The 20,590-nt window shown below is 41.6% G+C and carries 17 protein-coding genes and 2 tRNA genes; 16 read left to right on the top strand and 3 right to left on the bottom strand.

Annotated elements, in window-relative coordinates; translation table 11 throughout:
• The 3 genes from gatD to QMQ21_RS02730 all read right to left on the bottom strand — a co-directional run.
• The coding region (gene gatD / locus QMQ21_RS02740) for a lipid II isoglutaminyl synthase subunit GatD (protein ID WP_261813859.1) at nt 1–669 on the bottom strand (669 nt) is incomplete at its 3' end.
• Nucleotides 669–2,012, bottom strand: coding sequence for a lipid II isoglutaminyl synthase subunit MurT (gene murT / locus QMQ21_RS02735; RefSeq protein ID WP_261034858.1), 1,344 nt, complete (start codon nt 2,010–2,012; stop codon nt 669–671). The genes gatD and murT, both read right to left, overlap by 1 nt.
• A 204-nt stretch (nt 2,013–2,216) precedes the next feature.
• Nucleotides 2,217–3,533, bottom strand: a complete 1,317-nt coding sequence (locus QMQ21_RS02730; protein ID WP_023946246.1) for an FAD-containing oxidoreductase — start codon at nt 3,531–3,533, stop codon at nt 2,217–2,219.
• A 329-nt stretch (nt 3,534–3,862) separates the two neighbouring features.
• On the opposite strand from QMQ21_RS02730, the gene cshA reads away from it, so the two are divergent.
• The 16 genes from cshA (at nt 3,863) to QMQ21_RS02650 (ending at nt 20,554) form a co-directional block, all read left to right on the top strand.
• Complete coding sequence (gene cshA, locus QMQ21_RS02725; RefSeq protein WP_284521271.1) at nt 3,863–5,437, top strand: degradosome RNA helicase CshA; 1,575 nt, start codon at nt 3,863–3,865, stop codon at nt 5,435–5,437.
• Between the two features lie 255 nt (nt 5,438–5,692).
• A complete protein-coding gene (gene codY, locus QMQ21_RS02720) occupies nt 5,693–6,481 on the top strand; it encodes a GTP-sensing pleiotropic transcriptional regulator CodY (RefSeq protein WP_000940721.1) in 789 nt (262 codons plus the stop codon).
• Nucleotides 6,481–7,056, top strand: a complete 576-nt coding sequence (locus tag QMQ21_RS02715) for a cysteine hydrolase family protein (RefSeq protein ID WP_261034861.1) — start codon at nt 6,481–6,483, stop codon at nt 7,054–7,056. Before codY ends, QMQ21_RS02715 begins: the two co-directional genes overlap by 1 nt.
• Nucleotides 7,057–7,136: 80 nt before the next feature.
• Nucleotides 7,137–7,222, top strand: a tRNA-Leu gene (locus QMQ21_RS02710).
• Between the two features lie 136 nt (nt 7,223–7,358).
• The gene (locus QMQ21_RS02705) at nt 7,359–8,636 is read left to right on the top strand and encodes an ABC transporter permease (protein WP_261034862.1); all 1,278 of its coding nucleotides are present in this window, start codon (nt 7,359–7,361) and stop codon (nt 8,634–8,636) included.
• Between the two features lie 12 nt (nt 8,637–8,648).
• Nucleotides 8,649–9,296, top strand: a complete 648-nt coding sequence (vex2, locus tag QMQ21_RS02700; protein ID WP_261813858.1) for an ABC transporter ATP-binding subunit Vex2 — start codon at nt 8,649–8,651, stop codon at nt 9,294–9,296.
• A gap of 160 nt (nt 9,297–9,456) precedes the next feature.
• Complete coding sequence (vex3, locus tag QMQ21_RS02695) at nt 9,457–10,836, top strand: ABC transporter permease subunit Vex3 (RefSeq protein WP_084925630.1); 1,380 nt, start codon at nt 9,457–9,459, stop codon at nt 10,834–10,836.
• A gap of 350 nt (nt 10,837–11,186) precedes the next feature.
• Nucleotides 11,187–13,829 carry a LysM peptidoglycan-binding domain-containing protein gene (locus QMQ21_RS02690; RefSeq protein ID WP_084924016.1) on the top strand — a complete coding sequence of 881 codons (2,643 nt, stop codon included), beginning with the start codon at nt 11,187–11,189 and terminating at the stop codon, nt 13,827–13,829.
• Between the two features lie 163 nt (nt 13,830–13,992).
• Nucleotides 13,993–14,649 carry a response regulator transcription factor VncR gene (gene vncR, locus QMQ21_RS02685; protein WP_033679894.1) on the top strand — a complete coding sequence of 219 codons (657 nt, stop codon included), beginning with the start codon at nt 13,993–13,995 and terminating at the stop codon, nt 14,647–14,649.
• On the top strand, nt 14,646–15,974 hold the full coding sequence (gene vncS / locus QMQ21_RS02680) for a sensor histidine kinase VncS (protein ID WP_049516035.1): 1,329 nt from the start codon (nt 14,646–14,648) through the stop codon (nt 15,972–15,974). The genes vncR and vncS overlap by 4 nt, the downstream gene beginning before the upstream one ends.
• A gap of 140 nt (nt 15,975–16,114) precedes the next feature.
• Nucleotides 16,115–16,996, top strand: coding sequence for a class II fructose-bisphosphate aldolase (locus tag QMQ21_RS02675; RefSeq protein WP_023946263.1), 882 nt, complete (start codon nt 16,115–16,117; stop codon nt 16,994–16,996).
• 281 nt (nt 16,997–17,277) lie between these two features.
• On the top strand, nt 17,278–18,270 hold the full coding sequence (locus QMQ21_RS02670) for an ABC transporter ATP-binding protein (RefSeq protein WP_261813857.1): 993 nt from the start codon (nt 17,278–17,280) through the stop codon (nt 18,268–18,270).
• A gap of 1 nt (nt 18,271) precedes the next feature.
• A complete protein-coding gene (locus QMQ21_RS02665; protein ID WP_261813856.1) occupies nt 18,272–19,090 on the top strand; it encodes an ABC transporter permease in 819 nt (272 codons plus the stop codon).
• A 1-nt stretch (nt 19,091) separates the two neighbouring features.
• Nucleotides 19,092–19,877, top strand: coding sequence for an ABC transporter permease (locus QMQ21_RS02660; RefSeq protein ID WP_261099441.1), 786 nt, complete (start codon nt 19,092–19,094; stop codon nt 19,875–19,877).
• Between the two features lie 100 nt (nt 19,878–19,977).
• A tRNA-Thr gene (locus tag QMQ21_RS02655) sits at nt 19,978–20,050 on the top strand.
• 195 nt (nt 20,051–20,245) lie between these two features.
• Nucleotides 20,246–20,554, top strand: coding sequence for a hypothetical protein (locus tag QMQ21_RS02650; RefSeq protein WP_084924005.1), 309 nt, complete (start codon nt 20,246–20,248; stop codon nt 20,552–20,554).
• The last annotated feature ends 36 nt before the right edge of the window (nt 20,555–20,590 follow it).

Below are 20,590 nucleotides of genomic sequence, written 5' to 3'. Positions count from 1 at the left end.
AGTAGTGACTAGGCGATAAGCTAGATTGGCATTACGAGAGAGGATAGGCCCGTGGAAGTAAGAACCAAAGACATTTTTATAATGAACGCCTTCACCGATTTTTTCTTCGTTATTTCCATTTCCATAGACAACCTGTCCCAGTGGTTTTTGGTCATCAGAGAGGAAGGTACGGCCCTGATGATTCTCAAATCCATAGTAGGTTTCATTGAAATCTTCATTGTGAATCTTGATGTCCCCGATAAAACGGTTATTGGTCTGGTTGAGCGTGTAGTGGCCCATGACCCCTAGTCCTTCGATACGTCTCCCTGAAGCTTCAACATAATATTGCCCCAATAATTGGAAACCACCACAGATAGCCAGAACCACACCGTCGTTTTGGATGTAGTTATCAATGCTCTCTTTTTTAGCAGGTAGGTCGTCTGCAATGATACTCTGTTCAAAGTCTTGACCACCACCGAAAAAGGCAATGTCGTAGTGATTTTCATCAAAGTTATCATGGAGAGAAACGATGTCAACCGTCACATGGGCTCCCAGTTTTTCAGCCACATACTTGAGCATGAGGATGTTTCCATTGTCCCCATAGGTATTCATGAGATTTCCGTAGAGGTGGGCAATGTTGAGCTGATAGGGGTAATTGCCAGCTTTTGAGGAAAGTGAAGTATAAACCATTAGTTCATCTCCTTTCTAACAATCTGACGACTAGCCAGCAGTTCGCGGAATTCAAGCATAGCAGTATAGGTAGCTAGAATATAAGCATGCTTGCAGTCTTGGTTCTCAATGGTCTTAAGAACTTGCTCCAGACTACTTGTTTCAGTAATTTTATCAGCTGGATAGCCAGTTACTCGTAGACGACGTGCGATTTCAGAATGGCGAACACCGCCAGCGTTGATTTCGGGGATGTCCATCTCAGTGATTTGTTCAAAATCAGCATCCCAGATCCAGCTGGTGTCAATGCCGTCTGCATAGTTGGCATTTAGGAGAACAGATAGACTAAATGGATAAGGAGCTAATTTAATCATCTCGATAGCTTGGGTTGCACCGACTGGATTTTTAATTAAGACAAGGGTACATTCCTTGTCACCGATATGGAAGGTTTCTTGGCGTCCAAAGACTGCACGGCTCTTATCAAATCCTTGCTTGATGAGTTGTGAATCTGCACCGAGAAAACGGGCGATGGCAACCGCAGCTAGGGCGTTGTAGATATTGTAGAGACCACCGATTTGGATACCGTATTCTTGTCCGTCAATGACAAAGCGAGAGCGATTGTTGGTTAACTCAACCAAGTCTGTCAGACGGTAGTCCAAGTCAGGACGTTTGCAGCCACAATTTTCACAGATATAGGCTCCCAAGTTGGCATAGGTATTGTGCTCATATTTGAGGATGCCTTGGCAGTCAGGGCAGAGAATACCTTCTGTATTGTAGTGAGCCAGCTGGGCTGGGCCTTTCTCTAAGTCAAAACCAAAATACTCTACAGGATTTGGAATAGCTGGTTTGTAGAAAAGTGGACTGTCTCCATTAAGAAGAACGGTGGCAGTAGGCACCTTACGAATAGCATCCAAAATCATCTTGTAAGTTGTGTAAATTTCACCATAGCGGTCCATCTGGTCACGGAAGATATTCGTGATGACAAAAAGGCTTGGCTGGATATAGTCACAGATACGAGATAGACTGGCTTCGTCGATTTCTAGGACGGCAATATTTTTCCCAGTTTTAGAAGATTTGGCTGTTAAGAAGGTTGTCGCAATTCCTGTAATCATGTTGGCACCGCTTGGGTTGGTCAGAACTTGACCATAAACCTCTTTTAAAATGCCGACAGTGAGAGCAGTTGTCAAGGTTTTTCCGTTGGTTCCAGTCACTACGACAATCTCGTAGTTCTTAGCTAGGTTTTGTAAAATATCTTTATCAAATTGAAGGGCAAGTTTTCCTGGAAGCGTACTTCCACGGCCAAGACGGCTTAAAATGAAGTGGGAAGAGCGCCCAGCTAGGAGGCCAAAAGTAGTTTTTAATTTCATGTTTCTATTATATCATAAAAGAGGGAAAAGACAGATTTGATACTCAATGAAAATCAAAGAGCAAACTAGGAAGCTAGCCGCAGGCTGTACTTGAGTACGGCAAGGTGAAGCTGACGTGGTTTGAATTTGATTTTCGAAGAGTATGAGATTTCGCAGAAATGAAAACAGCCCTCAGAGGGCTGTTCGACACGATTAAATCTCAACTTAAATCGCAAACAAGTCATTCAAGTTCTCAGCCAAGGTTGGGTGAGTGAAGATTTGTTTTGTGAAGTAAGTGTAAGGAATCTTGTTGTCCATAGCAACAGTGATGATGTTGATGATTTCTTGAGAACCTTCTGAGAAGATGCTTGCTCCAAGAATTTCTTTTGTTTCAGTATTAACAACAGCTTTGAAAGCTCCACGAAGGTCTCCGTTTACGTGACCACGAGGCATTGCTGCAACAGGGATTTCCTTAACAGCGTATGGAAGTTTCAAATCAGCTGCTTGGCTTTCAGTCAAACCTACTTGTGAAAGCGCAGGTGTGATGAACATAGTATTTGGTACATTGAGACGGTCTTCAAGTGTGTAGCTGCCATCTCCAGCAAGGTAGCTGTAAACAACACGGAAGTCATCAAGTGAAATGTAAGTAAATTGAAGGCCGCCGTTGACATCTCCAACTGCAAAGACACCAGGAACGTTTGTTTGACAATGTTTGTCTACTTTAATAGCGCCACGTTCAGTTAGTTCAATATCTGTGTTTTCAAGTTGAAGTGGTTCTACATTTGGTTTGCGTCCAGTTGCATAGAGAAGGGCATCGAAACGGTAAGTTTCGTTTTCAGTCACGACAAGCACTTGGTCACCGTCGTTTTTGATTTCAGTAGTACGGATGTTTTGAAGCAATTCAATACCGTCTTCTTCCATGTATTGTTTAGCAAGAGCTGCGATGGAAGGTTCTGCACGAGGTAGGAAAGTATCCAAGGCATCTAGGACTGTAACCTTGCTTCCAAGTTTGTTGTAAAGGCCAGCAAATTCAAGACCGATATTTCCACCACCAAGGACACCAAGTTTTTCAGGCAATTTGTCCAAGTTTTGGATACCTGTTGAGTCAAAGACGTTTTTGCTTGTAGCAAGTCCAGGGATTGGCAAGACGTTTGAAACAGCACCAGTGTTGATGACGATTGTTTCAGCAGTTAGTTCTTTCTTTTCATCACCAGCTTGGATTTCGATGACTTTATTTGAAAGGAAGTGAGCTTCCGCATCAAAAATATCGACGCCTGTACCAGCAACAGTAGCATAGTTTTTACCGTTGAGGCGACTAGTGATAGTGTTTTTGGTAGCAATCACTTCTTCAAAAGACAAGTCTTTCTCAGCAGCAACCAGCAAAGTTTTAGTTGGGATACAACCGATGTTGATACAAGTTCCACCGTACATAGCTTTGCTACGTTCAATGAGGGCAACTTTTTTGCCAGCTGAAGCCAATTTACCAGCTAGTGTTTTACCAGCTTTACCAAATCCGATAACGATTAAATCATAAGTTAACATTTAGAGTTCCTCCTATTCGAATTTCATTCTAGCACAAGAAAAAAACTTTTGCACAATTCTGCTACGCTTTAAAAAAGTTTATGAAATAGTGGAAAGTTTAACTTTATTTTCTCAGAAAAATCGTTTACATGACTTTATCGATGGATTGGGCTATCTTTTGCTTCTCTCTTGTGTTATACTAGATAGGTTGCAAAGAAAACAGTACTTTTCTTTTGTGGAAAAGAAGCAACACGATTTTATATCCAGTATATGAAAATACGTCATAAAAAGAAAAGTATAAACTAAGTCCTATAGGGTGGCTTCGCACCACCTTTAGAAAGAAGAATAACGTGAAATTTAATGAATTAAACTTGTCTGCTGATTTGCTAGCAGAGATTGAAAAAGCTGGTTTTGTAGAAGCCAGTCCTATCCAAGAACAAACTATTCCCTTGGCCCTTGAAGGCAAGGACGTTATCGGTCAAGCTCAGACTGGTACAGGAAAAACTGCAGCCTTTGGCTTGCCAACCCTTGAAAAAATCCGTACAGAAGAAGCGACCATCCAAGCTTTGGTTATCGCTCCAACTCGTGAATTAGCTGTCCAAAGTCAAGAAGAACTCTTCCGATTTGGTCGTAGTAAGGGAGTCAAAGTACGCTCAGTATATGGCGGATCAAGCATTGAAAAACAGATTAAGGCTCTTAAATCTGGTGCCCATATCGTGGTGGGAACTCCAGGTCGCCTCTTGGACTTGATTAAACGCAAGGCCTTGAAATTACAAGATATTGAAACTCTTATCCTTGACGAAGCGGATGAAATGCTCAACATGGGCTTCCTTGAAGATATCGAAGCTATCATTTCTCGTGTCCCTGAAAACCGTCAAACCTTACTTTTCTCAGCAACTATGCCAGATGCCATCAAACGTATTGGTGTTCAGTTTATGAAAGAACCTGAGCATGTGAAGATTGCGGCTAAGGAATTGACAACAGAATTGGTTGACCAATACTATATCCGAGTTAAAGAGCAAGAAAAATTTGATACCATGACTCGTCTCATGGATGTGGAACAACCAGAACTTGCTATCGTATTTGGTCGTACAAAACGTCGTGTAGATGAATTGACTCGTGGTCTTAAAATCCGTGGCTTCCGTGCAGAAGGAATTCATGGAGACCTAGACCAAAACAAACGTCTTCGTGTCCTTCGTGACTTTAAAAATGGCAATCTTGATGTTTTGGTTGCGACAGACGTTGCAGCACGTGGGTTGGATATTTCAGGTGTGACCCATGTCTATAACTACGATATTCCACAAGATCCTGAAAGTTATGTTCACCGTATCGGTCGTACAGGTCGTGCTGGTAAGTCAGGTCAGTCTATTACTTTCGTATCACCAAATGAAATGGGCTACCTCCAAATCATTGAAAACTTGACTAAGAAACGCATGAAAGGTCTCAAACCTGCAAGTGCAGAAGAAGCCTTCCAAGCAAAAAAACACGTAGCTCTCAAGAAAATCGAACGTGATTTTGCAGATGAGACTATCCGTGCCAACTTTGAGAAATTTGGTAAGGATGCTCGTAAGGTAGCTGCCGAATTTACTCCAGAAGAATTGGCAATGTATATCTTGAGTCTGACTGTTCAAGATCCAGATAGTCTTCCTGAAGTGGAGATTGCACGTGAAAAACCACTGCCATTTAAACCATCAGGTAATGGCTTCGGTGGTAAAGCTAAGGGAGGTCGTGGAGGCCGTCGTGGGGACGACCGTCGAGACCGTGATCGCCGTGGCAATGGTCGTCGTGATGATTTCAAAAAAGGAAGTCGTGGCAATGATCGTTTTGATAAGGAAAAACGTTACCGTAAGGATAATAAAAAACCACGCAATACTTCAAGCGAAAAGCAAACAGGCTTTGTTATTCGTAACAAGGGCGATAAATAAGAAAAAGCGGTTCAAAATGAACCGCTTTTTTATATAAGGAGACCGAATGGAAAAGAAAGATAAATAAAATAGATATATTATCTTCTTGTAATATTATAATACACAAAAATGGGGAGCTTGTCAATAGAAAAGAAGCAATTTAATTAAAAATATTCTTGTTTTTTCAAATTGCAATTAAATAAGCAATTTTCAGATAATAATTGAAAATTCAAGCTGTTTATGTTATAATGATAGCGATTAAATTCGAGGTGAAAAATGGCACATTTATTAGAAAAAACTAGAAAAATTACTTCTATCCTGAAGCGCTCAGACGAGCAGTTGCAGGAAGAACTTCCCTACAATGCGATTACCCGTCAATTGGCAGATATTATTGACTGTAACGCCTGTATCGTCAATAGCAAGGGACGTCTCCTTGGTTATTTCATGCGTTACAAAACCAATACAGATCGTGTAGAGCAGTTCTTCCAAACTAAGATTTTCCCAGATGACTACATTCAAGGTGCGAACATGATCTACGATACAGAAGCCAATCTGACAGTTGATCATGATTTAAGTATTTTTCCTGTGGAAAGTCGTGCCGACTTTCCAGATGGTTTGACAACAATTGCACCGATTCATGTATCAGGGATTCGACTTGGTTCTTTGATTATTTGGCGCAATGATAAAAAATTCGAAGACGAGGACTTGATTCTTGTTGAGATTGCCAGTACCGTTGTTGGGATTCAACTCCTTAATTTCCAACGTGAAGAAGATGAGAAAAATATTCGCCGCCGTACTGCTGTTACCATGGCAGTCAACACCCTTTCTTACTCCGAACTCCGTGCTGTTTCAGCGATTTTAGGGGAATTAAATGGAAATGAAGGGCAGTTGACTGCGTCTGTGATTGCAGACCGTATCGGAATCACCCGTTCTGTGATTGTCAATGCCCTTCGTAAACTTGAGTCTGCAGGGATTATTGAAAGTCGCTCACTTGGAATGAAGGGAACCTATCTTAAGGTCTTGATTTCAGATATTTTTGAAGAAGTGAAGAAAAGAGATTACTAATGACTAAGGCTTTAATTTCGATTGATTATACAGAAGATTTTGTTGCTGATAGTGGAAAATTGACAGCAGGCGCTCCAGCTCAGGAGATTTCGGATGCCATCAGCAAGGTAACTCGATTAGCTTTTGAACGAGGAGATTACATCTTCTTTACAATAGATGCTCACGAAGAAAACGATTGTTTCCATCCAGAAAGCAAGCTGTTTCCTCCTCACAATTTGATTGGGACTAGTGGACGGAATTTATACGGAGATTTGGGGGCCTTTTATCAAGAGCATGGTTCAGACAGTCGTGTCTTTTGGATGGATAAACGTCATTACTCAGCTTTTTCGGGTACTGATCTAGATATCCGTTTGAGAGAGCGTCGAATTTCTACAGTTATTTTAACCGGAGTTTTGACGGATATCTGTGTCCTGCATACAGCTATAGATGCCTATAATCTAGGATATGACATCGAGATTGTTAAACCGGCTGTTGCATCTATCTGGCCTGAAAATCATCAATTTGCCCTAGGTCATTTCAAAAATACACTTGGAGCTAAGTTAGTAGATGAAAATCTAAATGAAATTTCAGAGTAATTTAGTAGATGAAATGAAAAAAATTGAAAAAAAGTGTTGACAAGCATCCTAAAAGTTGATATACTAGTAAAGTAATCGACGCGGGGATGGCGGAATTGGCAGACGCGCAGGACTAAGGATCCTGTGACCGCTTTAGGTCGTGAGGGTTCAAGTCCCTCTCTCCGCATAGGATAAGAGTTAGCTTAGGCTAGCTCTTTTTTTATCTAATTCAAGTAGAGCAAAAAATTTTTGCTCTTTTTTTGTATTTCATAAACATTTCATATTTGGATTTTATAATAGTCTTACAAATATGGAGGTGACAAATGAATCCAATCCAAAGAGCTTGGGCTTATGTCAGCAGAAAACGACTGAGAAGTTTTATTTTATTTCTAATTTTATTGGTCCTATTGGCCGGAATTTCAGCCTGTTTGACTCTGATGAAGTCCAACAAAACGGTTGAAACCAATCTTTACAAATCGCTCAACACCTCTTTTTCTATTAAGAAGATAGAAAATGGTCAGACCTTCAAGTTGTTAGACCTAGCATCTGTAAGCAAGATTAAGGGACTGGAAAATGTTTCTCCTGAACTGGAGACGATTGCAAAACTAAAAGACAAGGAAGCGGTGAGTGGCGAGCAGAGCGTGGAGCGTGATGATTTATCAGCTGCAGACAAGAACTTGGTTAGCTTAACGTCTCTTGAGGATTCATCCAAGGATGTGACCTTTACCAGTTCGGCTTTCAATCTAAAAGAAGGGCGACATCTTCAAAAAGGAGATTCAAGGAAAATCCTGATCCACGAAGAGTTGGCTAAGAAGAACGGTCTTTCGCTTCATGACAAGATTGCCTTAGATGCTGGTCAGTCAGAAGCTGGTAAAGGACAAACTGTCGAGTTTGAAATCGTCGGAATCTTCTCTGGTAAAAAACAAGAGAAATTTACAGGTTTGTCTTCTGACTTCAGTGAAAACCAGGTCTTTACAGACTATGAAAGTAGCCAAACCCTTTTGGGAAATGGTGAACCTCTAGTCAGTGCAGCACGCTTTTATGTAGAAAATCCTAAGGAAATGGACGGACTCATGAATCAGGTAGAAAACTTGGTTTTGGAGAATCAAGGCTACCAAGTCGAGAAGGAAAACAAGGCCTTTGAACAAATCAAAGACTCAGTTGCTACCTTCCAAACCTTTCTGACCATCTTCCTTTATGGGATGTTGATAGCAGGAGCCGGAGCCTTAATTTTGGTCTTGTCTCTCTGGTTGAGAGAAAGGGTCTACGAAGTGGGAATTCTTCTGGCACTTGGAAAAGGCAAGAGTTCGATTTTCCTACAATTCTGTTTAGAGGTAGTTTTGGTATCTCTCGGTGCCTTGCTTCCATCCTTTATCGCTGGAAATGCCATTACATCCTATCTGCTCCAAACTGTCCTAGCAAGTGGAGATCAGGCAAGCTTACAAGATACACTAGCCAAAACAAGCAGTTTATCAACCAGCATCTTATCTTTTGCAGAATCCTATGTTTTTCTAGTTCTGCTTAGTTGCTTATCTGTAGCCCTTTGTTTCCTATTCTTATTTAGAAAATCGCCGAAAGAAATTTTATCATCTATCAGTTAAGAAGGAGAAATCATGACTTTATTACAATTACAAGACATTACCTACCGTTATAAGAACACTGCTGAAGCAGTCCTATATCAGATCAATTATAATTTTGAACCCGGGAAATTTTACAGTATTATTGGTGAGTCAGGAGCAGGAAAATCCACACTCTTGTCCCTCCTTGCTGGTCTAGATAGTCCTGTTGAAGGTTCTATCCTTTTTCAAGGAGAGGATATTCGTAAGAAGGGCTATTCTTACCATCGCATGCACCATATTTCCCTGGTCTTTCAAAATTATAACTTGATAGATTATCTTTCTCCACTGGAAAATATCCGCTTGGTCAACAAAAAGGCAAGCAAGGATACACTTCTTGAGCTTGGTTTGGATGAAAGTCAGATCAAGCGGAATGTTCTCCAGTTATCAGGTGGTCAACAGCAACGTGTTGCTATCGCTCGTAGTCTGGTCTCAGAAGCTCCAGTGATTCTAGCGGATGAGCCAACGGGAAATCTGGACCCTAAAACTGCTGGAGATATTGTCGAACTGCTCAAATCACTTGCCCAGAAAATAGGTAAATGTGTGATCGTCGTCACCCACAGTAAAGAAGTGGCACAGGCGTCAGATATTACACTTGAGTTGAAGGATAAGAAACTGACTGAAACTCGCAATACTACGAAATAATATGAGCTTTTTCTGTTATACTCTTCGAAAATCTCTTCAAACCACGTCAGCATCGCCTTACCGTACTCAAGTACAGCTTACGGCTAGCTTCCTAGTTTGCTTTTTGATTTTCATTGAGTATCAGAACTATAAAATAGAACAACATCTAGAAAGGGAACCTATGTTACACAACGCATTTGCCTATGTTACAAGGAAGTTTTTCAAATCGATTGTCATCTTCCTGATTATTCTCCTCATGGCGAGCTTGAGTTTGGTCGGCTTGTCGATCAAGGGAGCTACTGCTAAGGCTTCTCAGGAGACCTTTAAAAATATCACCAATAGCTTCTCCATGCAAATCAATCGTCGCGTCAATCAAGGTACGCCACGTGGTGCTGGGAATATCAAGGGTGAAGATATCAAAAAAATCACTGAAAACAAGGCCATCGAGTCTTATGTTAAACGTATCAACGCTATCGGGGATTTGACTGGATATGACCTGATTGAAACGCCAGATACCAAGAAAAATCTAACACCTGATCGTGCTAAACATTTTGGAAGCAGCTTGATGATCACTGGTGTCAATGACTCTTCCAAAGAAGACAAGTTTGTCTCTGGATCTTATAAATTAGTCGAAGGTGAGCACTTAACCAACGACGACAAAGACAAGATCCTCCTGCACAAGGACTTGGCAGCCAAACACGGCTGGAAAGTTGGAGATAAGGTCAAATTGGACTCTAATGTCTATGATGCAGACAATGAAAAAGGAGCCAAGGAAACAGTTGAAGTGACAATTAAGGGACTCTTTGATGGTCACAATAAGTCAGCAGTAACCTACTCGCAAGAACTCTACGAAAACACAGCTATCACAGACATTCACACTGCTGCGAAACTTTATGGATACACAGAAGACACAGCTATTTATGGAGATGCAACTTTCTTTGTAACAGCAGACAAGAATTTGGATGATGTCATGAAAGAGTTGAATGGTATCAGTGGTATCAACTGGAAGAGCTACACACTGGTGAAGAGCTCCTCTAACTACCCAGCTCTAGAGCAATCCATCTCTGGCATGTATAAGATGGCCAACCTCCTCTTCTGGGGTAGCTTGAGCTTCTCAGTTCTTCTCCTTGCCCTCTTGCTTAGTCTTTGGATCAATGCCCGTCGCAAGGAAGTGGGAATTCTCCTTTCTATCGGTCTCAAGCAGGCAAGTATCTTGGGGCAATTCATTACTGAATCCATCTTGATTGCCATTCCTGCTCTCGTTTCTGCGTACTTCCTAGCCAGCTACACTGCTCGTGCAATCGGAAATACTGTTCTTACCAATGTGACTTCAGGTGTTGCCAAGCAAGCCAGCAAGGCTGCACAGGCCTCTAACCTTGGTGGTGGCGCAGAAGTAGATGGCTTTAGCAAGACCTTGTCGAGCCTAGATATTTCCATTCAGACATCAGACTTTATCATCGTCTTTGTCCTAGCCTTGGTTCTAGTGGTTCTCGTTATGGCGCTTGCTTCAAGCAATCTCCTCAGAAAACAACCAAAAGAGCTCTTGCTGGATGGTGAATAAGTTTAAAAAAATTAGTCTGGAATAAAGATTGCATCTTGTTTTTCTATTCCAGAATGGTGGATAGAGAATGCATATTTAACAATTCAAAATAGAGTCGAAAGCAGTGGTGAAAATCATTGCTTTCAGTTGCTTTCTTTGTACTTTTTCTGGTGTATGTGATATACTAAAATCGTTGAATTCAGTGGAAGGATAATTTGCAATTTCTATATTCAAATATGCATAAAAATTTATTCATAATTTGCTTTTAAATAAATAGAAAACCTGTAGATACCTATCCAGACTGCAAAGGTAGACGGGCCTACTGTGGCTGAGTTTGCCTTTTTAAAAAATATAAAATAGTGAGGAAAACAATGAGACAAACAAATGTTAGAGGGACATTATCCCTACGTGGCTTTAGAAAATTAAGAACTGGTGCAATTGTTGCGACAGGTGTGATTTTATTGGGACTGGGCTTTTTAGCTCCAACTGTTTCCGCTAACGAACAAGATGGTGTTTGGGTAGCCAGAACAGTTGCAGAAGTAAAAGCTGATATTCAAAATATAGACAATTTATCACACTACACTATTAAGTGGGGAGATACACTGAGTGCTATTAGTGGAGCAACAGGACTATCTGTTGATAGTTTAGTTGAGATAAATCGTATTGCAAATAGAGATTTGATTTTTGTCAATAATAAATTGTATTTTAGCGAAGAGACTTTTCTAAAAGATGGAAATACAGAAGTCAAAAGACAGCGAGTGTCAATTGATAATTCTGGTAGCTGTCAAAGTTATGAAGTTGAAACAAAGACAGATACTGTAACTGGAGAGCAAACTACTACAGTTAAACAAACGACACCAGTAGTTGTGGAAACACCAGTGGTGTCAGCAGCGAGAGCTGAAGAGTCAGTATCTCCGGCATCGAAATCAGAAACCTCAGTCACAGCAACGCTAAAAGCAGAAACAAGGGAAGAAGTTTCAAATACTCCATCACTGGGCGCTACAACTAGTGCTGATTCAGGTGAATCAAGTCCAGTAACAGACAATGCCCCTTCAAATACAGGGGCTACAAATCAACCTGTAGCTTCAAATCCAAGTTCTGAAGTTCCAGTGCCATCAGTATCAGCACCGAAAGCAGAGGAACCAGCGGCACCGGCGCCAAAATCAGAAGAACCAGCGGCACCGGCGCCAAAATCAGAAGAGCCAGCGGCACCGGCGCCAAAAGCGGAAGAGCCAGTGTCACCAGCGCCAAAAGCAGAGGAACCAGTGGCACCAGCACCAAAATCAGAAGAGCCAGCGGCACCAGCGCCAAAAGCCGAAGAACCAACGACACCAGCACCGAAAGTGGAAGAACCTGCAACCCCAGCACCGAAAGTGGAAGAGCCAGCGGCACCAGCACCGAAAGCTGAGGAACCAGCAGCCCCAGCACCGAAAGCTGAGGAACCAGCAGCCCCAGCACCAAAAGCCGAGGAACCAGCAGCCCCAGCGCCAAAAGTAGAAGAGCCAGCGGCACCAGCACCGAAAGCGGAAGAACCAGCAGCGCCAGCACTAAAAGCCGAGGAACCAGCAGCTCTAGCGCCAAAAGTAGAAGAGCCAGCGGCACCAGCACCGAAAGCGGAAGAACCAGCAGCGCCAGCACCAAAAGCGGAGGAACCAGCGGCTACAACGCCAAAAGTGGAAGAACCAACGGCGCCAGCACCGAAAGCCGAGGAACCAACGACACCAGCACCGAAAGTGGAAGAACCTGCAACACCAGCACCGAAAGCGGAAGAACCAGCAGCCCCAGCACCGAAAGCAGAAGAACCAACGACACCAGCACCAAAAGCGGACGAGCCAGTGGCTCCAACACCGAAAGCTGAGGAACCATCAGCTCCATCACCGAAAGCGGAAGAGCCAGTTGCAACACCCAAAGAAGAAACTCCGTCTGAAGAAGTAGCACCTAAAGATGAAAAACTTGAGGGAGCAAAAAAAGATGGAAAAGATGTTATTGAAAAAATTGCGGCTTCAAAACTTAGTGAAATTGAAAAAGTTAAAGATGAAGCAGAAAAAGCTAAGTTAGAAGCTCAATTAAAAGATTTAAAAGAAGCAGGATTAGAAGCGATAAATAATGCTAAAGATCACGATGCAGCAGTAGACGCTACGGATGAATATCAAACTAAGATTGATGAGATTAATGTTCCAGGTGAAGAATTACCAGCACCAAATTATAATAAAGATAATTTAACAAATGGTCGTAATGAGGGTACTACTATTAATGATGGAAGTACAGCAATAGGTCATGGATCAGGTGAAGCTACAGCAACAACTCCAGCACAACCTTCTTCAACTTCAGAAGGGACTTCAAGTTTTAGAAATGCCCCATCAGTTCAAGCAAGAGCAAGAAGAGTGGCACGTTCAACATCAGAACCAGATGGAACTGTCAATATTAGCTATAACTTCGCAGGAATGCCAGATATTCATGGCTTCCTATCTGACCCGGGAGAAGATAATACTGTCACAATTCCTGCTGGAACGAATGAAGCACAGGCAAAAGAATTAGTAAAAGAAAAAATTCAAGCCAAGATAAAAGACCTAGCTGCTAGAGGGTATCATGTGAAAAATGACATTATTTTTGAACAAGATACTACTGTGAAAAATTATAACTATGTCGTTACATTCACTAAGGAGGCTACAGGAACTTCAGGTTTCAGAATGGCTCCAGCAGTTCAACCACGCGCTAGCAGAAATCGTAGAAGTCTAGAACAGCCAGCTCCTCAAAAGGTCAAAGTCAATGTTTTTTATAACTTTGATCAAATGAAAGATATTGCAGGTTTCCTAGGAGATATCAATGGAACTCCTCTTGAAGTCACGGAAGGTTCAACAAATGAACAGGTGAAAGAAGCGGTTAAGAGCCAAGTTGATGCTAAGAAAGAAGAGTTGAGCAAACGCGGCTATACTTTTAAAGAGGACTATGTATATCAAGCTAATGGGAAAGATTATAACTACGTTGTAACATTTTCAAAAGCAGCTAAATAATTTTCATTCCATAGAGAGCCAAATGTGAGCAGAGAGAGCGATAGGCTCTCTTTGTTTTATCTAGTAGAAAGTTTCTTAAAGACAAAAGGTTAGTAAGAGGCTATAATAAAAATAGAGTAGGTATTTATTCTAAGAAAAATAAAAAATAGAGAGCAGTTAAAGTATGAAAATTTTAATTGTAGAAGATGAAGAGATGATCCGTGAAGGGATCAGTGACTATTTAACGGATTGTGGCTATGAAACTATTGAAGCGGCGGACGGTCAGGAAGCCTTGGAGCAATTTTCTAGCTATGAAGTAGCCTTGGTTTTACTGGATATCCAAATGCCCAAGCTCAATGGCCTAGAAGTCCTAGCTGAGATTCGTAAAACTAGTCAGGTTCCTGTCTTGATGTTGACAGCTTTTCAGGATGAGGAATACAAGATGAGTGCCTTTGCTTCGCTAGCAGATGGCTATCTGGAAAAGCCCTTCTCCCTCTCCCTCTTAAAAGTGAGGGTAGATGCGATTTTCAAGCGCTACTATGATACGGGGCGAATCTTCTCCTATAAGGATACCAAAGTGGATTTTGAAAGCTACAGTGCAAGCCTAGCAGGTGAGGAAGTAGCCATCAATGCTAAAGAGTTGGAAATTCTTGATTATTTGGTGAAAAATGAAGGCCGGGCCTTGACTCGTTCTCAGATTATCGATGCGGTCTGGAAAGCGACAGATGAGGTTCCCTTTGACCGTGTCATTGATGTCTATATCAAGGAATTGCGGAAAAAGCTAGATTTGGACTGCATCCTCACTGTGCGCAATGTTGGTTATAAATTGGAGCGAAAATGAAACGAACAGGTTTATTTACAAAGATATTTATCTACACCTTCTCGATTTTTAGTGTTCTGGTTATTTGCCTTCATTTAGCCATTTATTTTCTCTTTCCCTCGACTTATCTGAGCCATCGTCAGGAAACCATTGGCCAGAAAGCGACAGCTATTGCCCAGTCCCTAGAAGGTAAGGATAGGCAGAGCATCGAGCAAGTATTAGACTTGTATTCCCAGACTAGTGATATCAAGGGGGCCGTTAAGGGCGAGATGACCGAGGACAAGTTGGAGGTTAAGGACAGTCTTCCTTTGGATACAGACCGCCAAACCACCTCCCTCTTTATTGAGGAGCGCGAGGTGAAAACACAAGACGGTGGAAGCATGACTCTCCAGTTTCTGGCCTCCATGGATTTGCAAAAGGAAGCAGAGCAGATTAGTCTTCAATTTCTGCCCTATACCTTGTTGGCCTCCTTTCTGATTTCCCTCTTGGTAGCCTACATCTATGCTCGGACCATTGTTGCCCCGATTTTGGAAATCAAGCGGGTGACCCGTCGGATGATGGATTTGGATGCCCAAGTGCGATTGCGCGTGGATTCTAAGGATGAGATTGGGGATCTCAAGGAACAAATCAATAGCCTTTACCAGCACCTTTTAACTGTCATTGCGGACTTGCATGACAAGAATGAAGCCATTCTCCAGCTGGAAAAGATGAAGGTCGAATTTTTGCGAGGGGCTTCTCATGAATTGAAAACACCTCTGGCCAGTTTGAAAATTCTGATCGAAAACATGAAAGAAAATGTCGGTCGTTATAAGGATAGAGACCGCTATCTGGGAGTGGCCTTAGGGATTGTGGATGAGCTCAATCACCATGTTCTGCAGATACTTTCCCTCTCTTCTGTGCAGGAATTACGAGATGATAGGAAAACAATAGATCTCCTCCAGATGACGCAGACTCTAGTCAAAGATTATGTCTTGCTAGCCAAGGAGAGAGAACTTCAGATTGACAATAGTTTGAACCACCAGCAGGCTTATCTAAATCCATCTGTGATGAAGTTAATCCTATCTAATCTCATCAGCAATGCTATCAAGCATTCTGTTCCAGGTGGCTTGGTTCGCATTGGCGAAAGAGAAGGGGAACTTTTTATCGAGAATAGCTGTAGTCCTGAAGAACAAGAAAGACTGGCTCAGTCTTTTTCTGACAATGCTAGTCGCAAGGCTAAGGGGTCGGGGATGGGGCTCTTTGTTGTTAAAAGTTTATTAGAACATGAAAAATTACCTTACCGGTTCGAAATGCAAGAGAACCGCTTAACCTTCTTCATAGCTTTTCCAAAAGTTGCCCAAGACTAGGCAGAGAAAGGGTTTACATAGATGAAGCTAGAAGAAATTCAATCGAAACTGCGGGAAAAACTAGATTTTTTTGTCAAAAAGTGATAAAATGAACAATGTAAATGGGATGACCCATAAAAATATACAGGAGGCCTGATAAAATGGCAATCGTTTCAGCAGAAAAATTTGTCCAAGCAGCTCGTGACAACGGTTATGCAGTTGGTGGATTTAACACAAACAACCTTGAGTGGACTCAAGCTATCTTGCGCGCAGCAGAAGCTAAAAAAGCTCCAGTTTTGATCCAAACTTCAATGGGTGCTGCTAAATACATGGGTGGTTACAAAGTTGCTCGCAACTTGATCGCTAACCTTGTTGAATCAATGGGTATCACTGTACCAGTAGCTATCCACCTTGACCACGGTCACTACGAAGATGCACTTGAGTGTATCCGAGTTGGTTATACTTCAGTTATGTTTGACGGTTCACACCTTCCAGTTGAAGAAAACCTTGAAAAAGCTCGTAAAGTTGTAGAATTTGCACATGCAAATGGTGTATCAGTGGAAGCTGAAGTTGGTACTATCGGTGGTGAAGAAGACGGAATCATCGGTGATGGTGAATTGGCTCCAATCGAAGACGCTAAAGCAATGGTTGAAACTGGTATCGACTTCTTGGCAGCTGGTATCGGTAACATCCACGGTCCTTACCCAGCAAACTGGAAAGGTCTTCACCTTGATCATTTGCAAAAATTGACTGAAGCTGTACCAGGATTCCCAATCGTATTGCACGGTGGATCAGGTATCCCTGATGAGCAAATCCAAGCAGCTATCAAACTTGGTGTTGCGAAAGTTAACGTTAACACTGAATGCCAAATCGCATTCGCTAACGCAACTCGTAAATTTGCTCGTGACTACGAAGCAAACGAAGCAGAATACGACAAGAAAAAACTCTTCGACCCACGTAAATTCTTGGCTGATGGTGTAAAAGCTATCCAAGCATCAGTTGAAGAACGTATCGACGTATTCGGTTCAGAAGGTAAAGCTTAATCTAGCTGAATAATACAGATAGAACCTGCCCATTGGGTGGGTTTTTTGTGTTTTAAGGAAACTATCAAGCCAGAATTTTTGAATAAAAGTATTATTTTAAGAGAGGAATCTCTAATTTTATAAACTTTAGGCAAACGCTTGCATTCTGTTTTTTATTGGACTATAATAGGTTGGTATAAAGCCTTTTGTAGTAATAAAATGTAGAAGGTATAGAAAGTAAGGATTTAGAAGACTTGTAGTCAAAAATACAATGTTGCTATTCCTTGCATAGGGAGATAGATATGGCAATGATAGAAGTGGAACATCTTCAGAAAAATTTTGTGAAGACTGTTAAGGAACCGGGCTTGAAGGGGGCTTTGCGCTCCTTTATTCATCCTGAAAAGCAGACCTTTGAAGCGGTCAAGGATTTGACCTTTGAGGTTCCAAAAGGACAAATTTTAGGATTTATAGGAGCCAATGGTGCAGGGAAGTCGACAACCATTAAAATGCTGACTGGGATTTTGAAACCGACATCTGGTTTTTGTCGGATTAATGGCAAGATTCCACAGAACAATCGCCAAGATTATGTCAAGGATATTGGGGTTGTTTTTGGGCAAAGAACCCAGTTGTGGTGGGATTTGGCTCTACAAGAGACCTACACGGTCTTGAAGGAGATTTATGATGTGCCAGACTCGCTCTTTCATAAGCGCATGGATTTTTTGAATGAAGTCTTGGATTTGAAGGACTTTATCAAGGACCCTGTGCGAACTCTTTCACTGGGACAACGCATGCGGGCGGACATTGCAGCTTCCTTGCTCCACAATCCCAAGGTTCTCTTTTTAGATGAGCCGACCATTGGTTTGGATGTTTCGGTCAAGGATAACATTCGTCGGGCCATTACCCAAATCAATCAGGAAGAAGAAACAACCATTCTTTTGACGACTCACGATCTGAGTGATATTGAGCAGCTATGTAATCGGATTTTCATGATTGACAAGGGGCAGGAGATTTTTGATGGAACGGTGAGTCAGCTCAAGGAGACCTTTGGCAAGATGAAGACTCTATCCTTTGAATTGGTGCCAGGGCAAAGTCATCTCGCTTCTCACTATGAAGGCTTGCCTGATATGACCGTTGATAGACAAGGAAATAGTCTCAATATTGAATTTGATAGTTCCCGCTACCAGTCGGCGGACATTATCAAGCAAACCCTGTCTGATTTTGACATCCGAGATTTGAAGATGGTGGATACGGATATCGAGGACATTATCCGTCGCTTCTACCGAAAGGAGCTCTAAGATGGTCAAATTGTGGAGACGTTATAAACCCTTTATCAATGCAGGGATTCAGGAGTTGATTACCTATCGAGTCAATTTTCTTCTCTATCGGATTGGTGATGTGATGGGAGCATTTGTGGCTTTCTATCTCTGGAAGGCAGTCTTTGATTCCTCGCAGGAGTCCTTGATTCAGGGATTCAGTATGGCAGATATCACCCTCTACATCATCATGAGTTTTGTGACTAATCTGTTGACCAAGTCAGATTCGTCTTTTATGATTGGGGAGGAGGTAAAGGATGGCTCTATCATCATGCGTTTGTTGCGACCAGTGCATTTTGCGGCCTCTTATCTCTTCACTGAACTTGGTTCCAAGTGGTTGATTTTTATATCTGTTGGACTGCCATTTTTAAGTGTCATTGTTTTGATGAAAGTCTTATCGGGGCAAGGTATTGTAGAAGTGCTGGGCTTAACTGCTCTATATCTTTTTAGCTTAACGCTAGCCTACCTGATTAACTTTTTCTTTAATATCTGCTTTGGATTTTCTGCCTTTGTGTTTAAAAATCTATGGGGTTCCAATCTACTAAAGACTTCCATAGTGGCCTTTATGTCTGGGAGTTTAATTCCCTTGGCTTTCTTTCCCAAGGTGGTATCAGATATTTTGTCCTTTCTGCCTTTTTCATCCTTGATTTATACTCCGGTTATGATTATTGTTGGGAAATACGATGCTAGTCAGATTCTTCAGGCACTCGCTTTGCAGTTTTTCTGGCTCTTAGTGATGGTGGGGGTGTCTCAGTTGATTTGGAAACGAGTCCAGTCCTTTATTACCATTCAGGGAGGTTAGTATGAAAAAATATCAACGCATGCATCTGATTTTTATCAGACAATACATCAAACAAATCATGGAATACAAGGTGGATTTTGTGGTTGGTGTGCTGGGAGTTTTTCTAACTCAAGGCTTGAACCTCTTATTTCTCAATGTCATTTTTCAACATATTCCATCCCTAGAAGGTTGGACTTTTCAAGAAATCGCCTTTATCTATGGCTTTTCCTTGATTCCTAAGGGGTTGGACCATCTCTTTTTTGATAATCTCTGGGCGCTAGGGCAACGCTTGGTGAGAAAAGGTGAGTTTGACAAGTATCTGACTCGTCCTATCAATCCCCTCTTTCACATCCTAGTTGAAACCTTTCAGATTGATGCCTTAGGCGAACTTTTGGTTGGTGGTATCCTACTGGGAACAACAGTGACTAGCATTGCTTGGACTCTTCCCAAATTCCTGCTTTTTCTAGTTTGTATTCCTTTTGCGACCTTGATTTATACTTCCTTGAAAATCGCGACAGCTAGTATCGCTTTTTGGACCAAGCAGTCAGGTGCCATGATTTACATTTTTTATATGTTTAATGACTTTGCCAAGTATCCGATTTCTATTTACAATTCGCTTCTTCGATGGTTAATCAGTTTTATTGTACCTTTTGCCTTTACGGCCTACTATCCTGCCAGCTATTTCTTGCAGGACAAGGATGTAATCTTTAACGTCGGAGGTTTGATATTGATTTCTCTGGTTTTCTTTGTCATTTCCCTTAAACTTTGGGATAGGGGCTTGGATGCCTACGAAAGTGCAGGATCCTAAGAGGAAGAAACTCAAAGCCTTGTCTCAGGACAGGCTTTTTCTAATAGGAATGAAAATTCCTTGACATCCATCCTCAGAGTGCTATACTGTAAGTGTAATCGCCGATTTAGCTCAGTTGGTAGAGCACCGCACTCGTAACGCGAAGGTCACAGGTTCAAACCCTGCAATCGGCAAAGTGATGAAACTCATTCGACTGGGTTTCTTTTTATTTTATCTTAACTATTGAACCACTTAGACTTATATTTAGACCAGATAGGCAAAAGGCCTTGTTCTTGAAAAACTCCTCTGCTATAATGTTTTTTGTAAGGGATGTGAGGTGTCACTATCAGATAACTCAAGTTCCTAAAAAAGAAATTGGAGATAAACAAATGAAAAAATTATTGGGGATTGTATTTTTGGTAGCAGCAGCGACAGTATTGTATTTTGGTTCTGTAGGCTGGCCAAGTTTAGATGTCAACCTCTGGTCACTGATTCCGGTAGGATTGTTTCTCTTTTTCACTCTAGAGAATCTTTTGAAAAAGGATTACAAGGCTAGTCTGATGTGTTTGATTATTGCCTTTATCATTGCGAATGCAATTTTGGACCTTTTGCCAATTTCAAGCGGATTGGTGATTGGAGCAGGTGTCCTAGCTTGTGTAGGTATTGGTTATCTATTTCCTGATAAAGAAGGAAAATAAGAAGGAAGAATGAACAAAGTCAAGATCTAACTGAAA

It is taken from the genome of Streptococcus bouchesdurhonensis, assembly GCF_948472335.1.
The sequence above is the reverse complement of the archived record's forward strand: the minus strand, read 5'-3'. Positions and strand labels throughout refer to the sequence as shown.